Annotated in this window: 8 protein-coding genes; 1 reads left to right on the top strand and 7 read right to left on the bottom strand. The window is 65.7% G+C overall.

The features are described from left to right. Positions 1-107: 107 nt before the first annotated feature. The 6 genes from R3280_RS05080 to R3280_RS05055 form a co-directional block, all read right to left on the bottom strand. On the bottom strand, positions 108-980 hold the full coding sequence (locus R3280_RS05080) for a DUF6279 family lipoprotein (RefSeq protein ID WP_318997496.1): 873 nt from the start codon (positions 978-980) through the stop codon (positions 108-110). After that, positions 977-1,336 carry a DUF393 domain-containing protein gene (locus tag R3280_RS05075; RefSeq protein WP_318997495.1) on the bottom strand — a complete coding sequence of 120 codons (360 nt, stop codon included), beginning with the start codon at positions 1,334-1,336 and terminating at the stop codon, positions 977-979. The genes R3280_RS05080 and R3280_RS05075 overlap by 4 nt, the downstream gene beginning before the upstream one ends. Positions 1,337-1,415: 79 nt before the next feature. Then, positions 1,416-2,378 (bottom strand): NAD(P)H-quinone oxidoreductase, encoded by a 963-nt coding sequence (locus R3280_RS05070; protein WP_318997494.1) that lies wholly within the window; start codon positions 2,376-2,378, stop codon positions 1,416-1,418. Positions 2,379-2,402: 24 nt separating this feature from the next. Next, positions 2,403-3,083 carry a type 1 glutamine amidotransferase domain-containing protein gene (locus tag R3280_RS05065; protein ID WP_318997493.1) on the bottom strand — a complete coding sequence of 227 codons (681 nt, stop codon included), beginning with the start codon at positions 3,081-3,083 and terminating at the stop codon, positions 2,403-2,405. A gap of 190 nt (positions 3,084-3,273) precedes the next feature. Next, positions 3,274-4,398 (bottom strand): HD-GYP domain-containing protein, encoded by a 1,125-nt coding sequence (locus R3280_RS05060; RefSeq protein ID WP_318997492.1) that lies wholly within the window; start codon positions 4,396-4,398, stop codon positions 3,274-3,276. Between the two features lie 90 nt (positions 4,399-4,488). Then, positions 4,489-4,938, bottom strand: coding sequence for a thioesterase family protein (locus R3280_RS05055; RefSeq protein ID WP_318997491.1), 450 nt, complete (start codon positions 4,936-4,938; stop codon positions 4,489-4,491). Between the two features lie 221 nt (positions 4,939-5,159). On the opposite strand from R3280_RS05055, the gene R3280_RS05050 reads away from it, so the two are divergent. Continuing rightward, the gene (locus R3280_RS05050; RefSeq protein WP_318997490.1) at positions 5,160-6,158 is read left to right on the top strand and encodes a GGDEF domain-containing protein; all 999 of its coding nucleotides are present in this window, start codon (positions 5,160-5,162) and stop codon (positions 6,156-6,158) included. Here the strand turns inward: R3280_RS05050 and R3280_RS05045 are convergent. Continuing rightward, the gene (locus R3280_RS05045) at positions 6,155-7,555 is read right to left on the bottom strand and encodes an MATE family efflux transporter (protein ID WP_318997489.1); all 1,401 of its coding nucleotides are present in this window, start codon (positions 7,553-7,555) and stop codon (positions 6,155-6,157) included. The two genes, R3280_RS05050 and R3280_RS05045, sit on opposite strands and share 4 nt — an antisense overlap. Positions 7,556-7,721: the final 166 nt, after the last annotated feature.

The raw sequence follows: 7,721 nt of genomic DNA, 5'->3' as shown, positions 1-7,721 counted from the left end.
CTCGTTCATCGACGAACACCTGGATCATCACGGCCGGGCCCTGGGTTTGCAGGTCTAGAGCATCCAGGCATCGGCTTTGCACGTAGAGGGTCCGGGTTCAAGGCGGCTCAGCCCTCGGCGGTACAGCTGAGGGCCTCAAAGTCGCGCCGCAGATCCGCCAGTTGCTGCGTCAGGTGCTGGATCTGGCTGGCGTCGGCGGCGCTCAGCAAATCGCTGACCAGACTGGCCAGCGCTTCCCGGCTGTCCGCCATCATGGCCTGGTAGCCTTCTCCCCGGACGCTGGCGCTGTCCTGGATCAGGGTTGCCAGGCGGGTCCGGAAGGCTTCTCCCGGCCGCAGTTCCAGGGTTTCCAGCAACGCTGCCTGCCAGCGCTGGCGGCCCTCCAGCCAGATCCCGGTCTGGTTGCCGCGGGCCCGGTTCCAGTCGGCAATGATCCGCCGCTGCTCGGCATTGAGATCCCCCAGCCAGCGCTCCGCCCGCTCCCGGGTCCGGTTTTCCCGGCTTTCCACAGCAACGCCCGGGTCCGGGCTCAGGTATTCCTGTTCTTTCTCCTGTTGATCCGCCGCCATCCTGGCTTCCAGCTCTTCAACCTGGGCGGGGCTCAGGTCCGCCAGCAGGTTGGCGGCCAGGGGCGTGGCCCGCACCAGCAGGCGCTCGACGGCGGTGAACAGCTGTTGCTGGCGCTGGCGGATCTGGGGTTCGGATATCCGGCCTTCCGCCAGGTCCTGCTCCAGGTCGGCCAGCCACTGGCTGTAGCGGGGCAGTTCGGTACTGCAGTGCCATTGCCGGAAGGCCTGGAAATCGGCTTCCAGTTGGCTGCGTTGGGCGTCGGTGAGGGTGACGTAATCCTCCACCCACCACACCAGGCCCCAGTCGGCGTAGCGGTAGGCCATGCGGTTGGAGCTGCAGCCGGCCACCAGCGCCAGGACCAGGGCAAGCAGACCAAGGCGAAGACCGTAACCGTCGGGAAGCCGCCTCACGTCCGATCTCCGGCGCAGCTGGCGCAGCCATAGCGACGTTCGAAACGGCGGTCGGCCCAGCGCTCGTAAATGATTCTGGCCAGGGCGTGGATGCCGGGCCACAGCAGGGGTCGGAACAGCCAGCCCAGACGGGTATGGGACCAGGCCCGGACATTGGCGGGCAGGCCCACCAGCCAGCGGCCGTCATCGGCTTTCAGGTGCAGCCGGCGCAGCAGCTGCTCCCGGCTGGGATGCTCAGCGGCGTCATCCAGCCGATGGATATCGGCGAATGCCAGGCCGCCGGTCTGCAGCCGGGTCAGGGTGGCGATCTCCCGGCGGCAGAGCGGGCATTGGCTGTCGTAGTAGAGGGTATCCAAACTGGCTCTCCCGGATCGGTGTGATCATTGTACGACCGAGACCAGTGGCCGGATGGGCCGACGCCCAGGCGCAGCCGACTTAGGGCACCGACAGCAGCACCTTGCCGGCGCTGGTGTTGCTCTGCAGGTAGGCCATGGCCTCGTCCGCTTCCACGATGGGCCAGGTGCGGTCGATGACGGGGCGGATGTCGCCGGCGCTGAGCAGGGGCCAGACGCTTTCGTAGAGAGCGTCCATGATCTCGCCCTTGGTCCGTACCGGCTGGGCCCGCAGGGTGGAGCCGATCAGGCGCTGGCGTTTCATCAGCATCAGGCCCAGGTCCAGCTGGGCCATGCGCCCACCCATCAGGCCGATCAGCAGGATGCGCCCGCCCGGCTTGAGGATTTTCTGGTCGTCGCCGATGTAGTCGCCGCCCACCGGCTCCAGCACCATGTCGGCGCCTCCCCAGGCCTTCACCGCATCCACGAAGCTGCCCTGGTGGCGGTTCCAGGTGGCATCGGCGCCCAGCTCCCGGCACAGCGCCAGTTTGTCGGCGCTGCCGGCGGTGGCGAACACCGGATTGCCCATGGCCCGGGCCAGCTGCAGCACCGCGGTGCCAACGCCACTGGCGGCGGCGTGCAGCAGGATGCGTTCACCGGGTTGCAGTGCCGCCTCCATGTAGAGGTTGAGCCAGGCGGTGGCAAACACCTCCGGCAAGGCTGCGGCCTGCTTGAGGTCCAGCCCTGGCGGCACCGGCAGCACCTGGGCCGCCGGGACCACCACCTCGGAGGCGTAACCGCCGCCGGTGAGCAGGGCGCAGACCGGGTCGCCGGTTCTGAGATGGGTGACGTTGTCCCCCACCGCCGCCACGGTACCGCTGACCTCCAGGCCGAGGATGTCGCTGGCTCCCGGGGGTGGCGGGTAATGGCCGTCCCGCTGCATCAGGTCGGCCCGGTTCATACCGGCCCAGGCGACCCGGATCCGGACTTCGTCCGCTTCCGGTGCCGGCAGGTCCGGGTGGGGTTGCCAGCGAAGGCCGTTGTCGGTAACTGCTATGGCGTCCATGGGTTGAGGCGGGCCTCCGGCGGTTCAGTGTTTGAGGGCGTCCAGGACCGCTTCGGCGGTGGCCTCGGACGAGGCCGGATTCTGGCCGGTGATCAGCCTGCCGTCCACCACCACGTGCTCGGCCCAGTCATCAGCCCTGGAGTAGAGGCCGCCGTTGTTCTTGAGCATGTCCTCCACCAGGAAGGGCACCACCTTGGTGAGGCCCACCGCTTCCTCTTCGCTGTTGCTGAAGCCGGTAACCTGGCGGCCACTCACCAGCGGCGCGCCGGTGCCGTCCTTCGGATGTCTGAACACGGCGGGGGCATGGCAGACCGCCGCCACCACTTTGTCCTTGTTGACCGCATCCTCGATCAGGGCGACCGTGGCCGGGTCCTCCGCCAGGTCCCAGAGCGGACCGTGGCCGCCGGGGAAGAAGACCGCGTCGTAGGCGTCGATGGGCACCTCGGTGAGCTTGCGGGTCTGGGCCAGGGCCTTCCGGGCCTGGTCGTCCTGCTGGAAGCGGCGGGTGCTGTCGGTCTGGGCGTCCTCCGCTTCGCTGTTGGGGTCCACCGGGGGCTGGCCACCGGCGGGTGAGGCCAGGAGAACCTCGGCACCGGCGTCCTTGAAGACGTAATAAGGGGCGGCGAACTCCTCCAGCCAGAAACCGGTCTTGTGACCAGTATCGCCCATCTCGGCGTGGGAGGTGAGAACCATCAGAATCTTCATTGCGCGCTCCTTACAGTGTCTGGCTTGGTAGAGGCTTGCCCGGGTCTGGCAATGCCGCAACTGAACCAAGATACGTTGGCCGCTGTGGCTGTATCACTCTGGCGATGCCCGGTTCGCGAAGGAACCGGAACTCAGGTAAGGGTTGCGCCGGGAAAGGGCTATTTCAAGGTGCGGTGCCGGGGAAGGCGGCTCAGCCGAAGCCCCAGAGCAGGCCGAAGTCCATGGAGGGCAGCACGTCCACATCTTCCACCGCGCGGATGTTGAACTCCAGTATGCTGCAGTCCCGTTTGAAACCGCCCATGTATCGGTTGCCGGTGGGGCCGACGATGGCCTGGGCGGTATGGTCCCCCATGCGCGTCGGCCGGTGGGTCACCACCGCCACCTCGTTGTTGGCCAGCCGCACCAGGCAGCCGGGCGGGAAGGGCGTCAGTGCCGCCAGCAGGGCCTTGTAGATCTCCGGCCGGGGCTGGTCATGAAAGGCCTCATGGATGCTGCGCATGGCCTGCTCCACGCTGTAGCGCTCCCGGTAGGCGCGGCGGGTGATCAGGGCGGTGTAGCGCTCCGCCAGCGCCAGGATGCGGGCCTCCAGCACAATCTGGTCATCCGAAAGCCCGGCAGGGTAGCCGGTACCGTCCGGAGTCTCATGATGCTGCTCAATGATCTTGAGTATGTGGGCATTCTCGACGCCCGCCTCTTCCAGTGCTTTGACGCTCAGCAATGGGTGTTTGCGGATCACCAGCCGCTGATCATCGGTCAGCCGGCGCCGCGAGTTGTTGAGTTTGTCCAGAAACGGCTGCAGGGCCAGGTTGGCGGTCAGTGCGGCACCGATCAGCACCAGTCGCTTGTCCTCGGCCAGGGCAAGCTGGCAGGCGGTGAAGTGGCAGATGATGGCGTAGAACAGGGTCTGCTCGGCCGCTGTCGGTTCCACGGCGTACAGGTGCACCAGCGCCAGGCACGGGTCCGGGGCCTCCAGGCAGATACGATCGATCAGCCGGGCCAGGCCCGCCAGCCGCTTGCGGGCAGAGGGGTCCCGCTGCGAAATGGACCGCAGGGTGGTTTCCAAGGCCGCCAGCAGGCCGGGGTAGTCGGTGAACGGATTGCGGGCCCGCACATCCTGGACGATCTCCGGTTCCGCCCGGAGCTCCATTTCCCTGGGCTGGAACAGGCCCCGCTCGAACAGCTGCTCAAGCTGCATGTCACTCTGGATCACATAACCCTGGCGCAGCAGGACCTGACCCTCGGCGTCATAGACGGTCCAGGGCAGGGGCTTGCCCACGATGAGGGCGCCGGGCGCTACACGGACATGCTTGGTCACGCTTGAACCTTCGGGAAAGACGACATTCGCATTGTGCTAAAGATAGCTCAGGGATATGCCAATTGCACTGTCGGCAAAGGCCATCCCGGTTCAGGGCGTTTCGCCGGCGTGGCTGATCAGAACCCCCGGCGCGCCTGCCGCCAGGGTGTCCCGGATGCTGTCCGGCAGCGGCCGTTTGGTGCCGGTGGAAGGCTGGATCAACACATAGGTAATGGCGGCATCGGCGACCTTTTCATCAGTGCCATAGCGGAAAAACGCCAGGTCCAGGGCAAAGGAGGTATTGCCGAGCCTGCCGGGCTGGATGGTGGCACGCAGGACATCGTCGAAGCGGGCCGGCGAGCGCCAGTTGATGGTGAGACTGACCACCTGGATGTCCATATCCTGGTCCAGCAGGTTCTGGTAGTCGCCGAACAGGGTGCGGATGTACTCGTTGACGGCGATATCCACGTAGTCGCCGTAGCGGGCATTGAACACCACGCCCTGGGCGTCGCATTCCCCGTAGCGGACCCGAAGACGAAATTCAAAGGGGGACTGGCTCATGGCGGTGGTCCTGTGGTTGTTGTAGGTTCGCCGGCGGGGTTGCGGGCGTCAGCAGCACGATACCGCAATTCCGGGTGCCCGGGCCATGCTCCGGGATGGTGCAAAAAGCTGTAAAAAATCCTCCGCTTTGTGACGCCTTAGGCTATTCTTCCCTGAGCCGGGGGCTATGCTCTTGGATGACTCCCCGTCCGACACGGATCCGTTTGAGGAAGAGATCGGCGATGCTGTACCGCCTGCGTCACAATTTCCGGCTTTCCATCATTACTCTGATGGGAGTCTGCGCCATTCTGGGGATCACCCCGTTTGCGATCTTCCGGTTTATCGATGGCAACGTCATGGCCGGCCTGGTGGACACGCTCATCCTGCTGGGTATCTGTACTGCCATGGTATACGCCTGGGTCACCGGCGATACCCGCCGCAGCGGTTTCGTGCTGGCGCTGGTCGCCTGCGGTGGCGGCGTTGCGGTGGCTTCGGTGCTGGGCAACACCGGCCTGTTCTGGCTTTACCCGCCGTTCATCACCAGTTTCTTCCTGACCTCGCCGCGGGTGGCCATGATCATCAATGGCGGAGCCCTGATGGTGCTGGTGAGCTTCGGCATTGCCTTCCAGTCCGCCGAGCACATGCTGTCTTTCATCACCACGGCGCTGGTGGTCAGCGCCTGTGCCTACATTTTCGCCCTTCGTAATGAAAGCCAGCGCCACCGCCTGGAGCAGCTTGCCACCCTTGACCCGCTCACCGGCGTCAAGAACCGCCGGGCCATGGAACAGGAACTGAAAGCGGCGGTGGCGACTCGGGAGCGCAACGGCCTGTCCTTCGCCCTGGCGCTGGTGGACCTGGATCATTTCAAACGGGTCAATGACGTCCATGGCCACGGTATCGGCGACGAGGTGCTGATCAATTGCGCCGAGATCATCCGCTGCAACACCCGCCAGTCCGACCAGTTGTTCCGTTTTGGCGGCGAGGAATTCGTGCTGCTGCTGCCCGGTGTCGAGGACGCCGACATGCGGGTGGTGATGGCCAACCTTCACAAGGCCCTGCGCCGGGAACTTCGCTGCCCCGGCGGGCCGGTGACCGCCTCTTACGGCCTGGCCCTGCTGAAACCGGGCGAAACCGCCGACCAGTGGCTGGCCCGGGCCGATGAGGCCCTTTATGAGGCCAAGGAAAGCGGGCGCGACCGGATCTGCGTGGCCGGCAGCGAGGCGCTGGCCGAAGCGGTCTAGACCCTGTCCCCACCGGCTGCCCGGGTAAACAGCCACAGCCGGCTGCCCAGCATCAGGCTGGCGGAGATCAGGCCGCCGGTCAGCCCGATCCAGAAACCCGCCGCTCCCATCGCCGGCACCAGCCAGTCGGTGAAGGTCAGCAGGTAACCCAGCGGCAGGCTCAGTCCCCAGAAAGAGAACAGCATGATCATCATGGGGATGCGGGTGTCCTTGTAACCACGGAGCGCGCTGATGCAGGTCACCTGGATAACATCGGCAACCTGGAACAGCGCCGCGTATACCAGCAGCGATACGGTCACTGCCTGCACCGCCGGGTCACTGGTGTAGAGCCGCGCCACGCCGTCGGTGAACACGAACAGGGCGGTGGCGAACACCGCCGCCAGCGCCGCCGCAAGGATCAGTGAACTGCGGGACAGCAGCGCGGCGGTGGCCGGTGTCCGCGCCCCCATCAGAAAGCTGATCCGCAGGGTCAGCGCCATACCCAGACTCAGCGGCAGCATGAACAGCAGCGACACCACGTTGAGGGCGATCTGGTGACCCGCCACCACCACCGGACCCAGCGGCGCCAGGAACAGTGCGATCACGCAGAACATGCTGGCTTCCACAAAAATGGTGAAGCCGATCGGCAGTCCCAGCCGCAGTATGGCCCTGATGCTTTCCAGGTCGGGCCTTACCCGCTCCGCCAGCAGGTGAAAGCGGCGGTAGGCGGCGCTGCGGTTGAGGTAGACCAGCAGGGCGACAGCCGCAATGCCGTTGGAGGCGGTAGTAGCCCAGCCGCAGCCGATGCCGCCCATGGCCGGCAGGCCCAGCTTGCCGTAGATGAAAATGTAGTTCAGCGGCAGGTTGAACAGGGTGCTGAGCAGGGAAAACGCCATGATCACCTTGGTATGGCCCAGGCCATCGGTCAGCCCCCGCAGGGCCGCCATCAGCAACATGGCGGGAACCCCCCAGGCAAAGGCATCCAGGTAGCCCTGGGTAATGTCGGCGGTTTCGCTTTCCAGCCGCAGCAGATCCAGCACCGGCCGGACGTTCACCAGAATCAGGATCATCAGCACTGAGGCCGCCGCCGCGATGTAGAGACCCTGCCAGGTGGCAGGCATGATGCGGTCAAATTCACGGCCGCCACGGTAGCCGGAGATGATCGGCTGCAGCGCGCCCAGCGTGCCCATGAACAGCAGGAAGACCGGCATCCACAGGCTGCTGCCGATGCCCACCGCCGCCAGGTCCTCGGCGCTGGCATGGCCGGCCATCACGGTGTCGATCACGCCGTTGGCCATCTGCGCCACCTGGGCCACCAGGATGGGCCCGCCCAGCAGCGCCAGCGTGCGCCACTCCGACAGGGTCCGCTGGATCAGCGGCTGCCGGGTCTGGGGTATGGGTTGATGAATCTCATCCACGGCGCTTGCCAACCTGTTGCAGAATCGGGCGCAGAGTATAGCCCAAGGTCGTGACGGTTTTCAGAGCCGGCGGGCGAGGTGGATCCGAGGGTGCCAAAAGCCGTCCGGGTGTGGATAATGTCCGACCCGGTCTTTGACGTGGCGTACTGTTGACCCGGAACTGTCA

The sequence above is a fragment of the Marinobacter sp. genome (assembly GCF_033722195.1).
Classification (GTDB): domain Bacteria; phylum Pseudomonadota; class Gammaproteobacteria; order Pseudomonadales; family Oleiphilaceae; genus Marinobacter.
The sequence above is the reverse complement of the archived record's forward strand: the minus strand, read 5'-3'. Positions and strand labels throughout refer to the sequence as shown.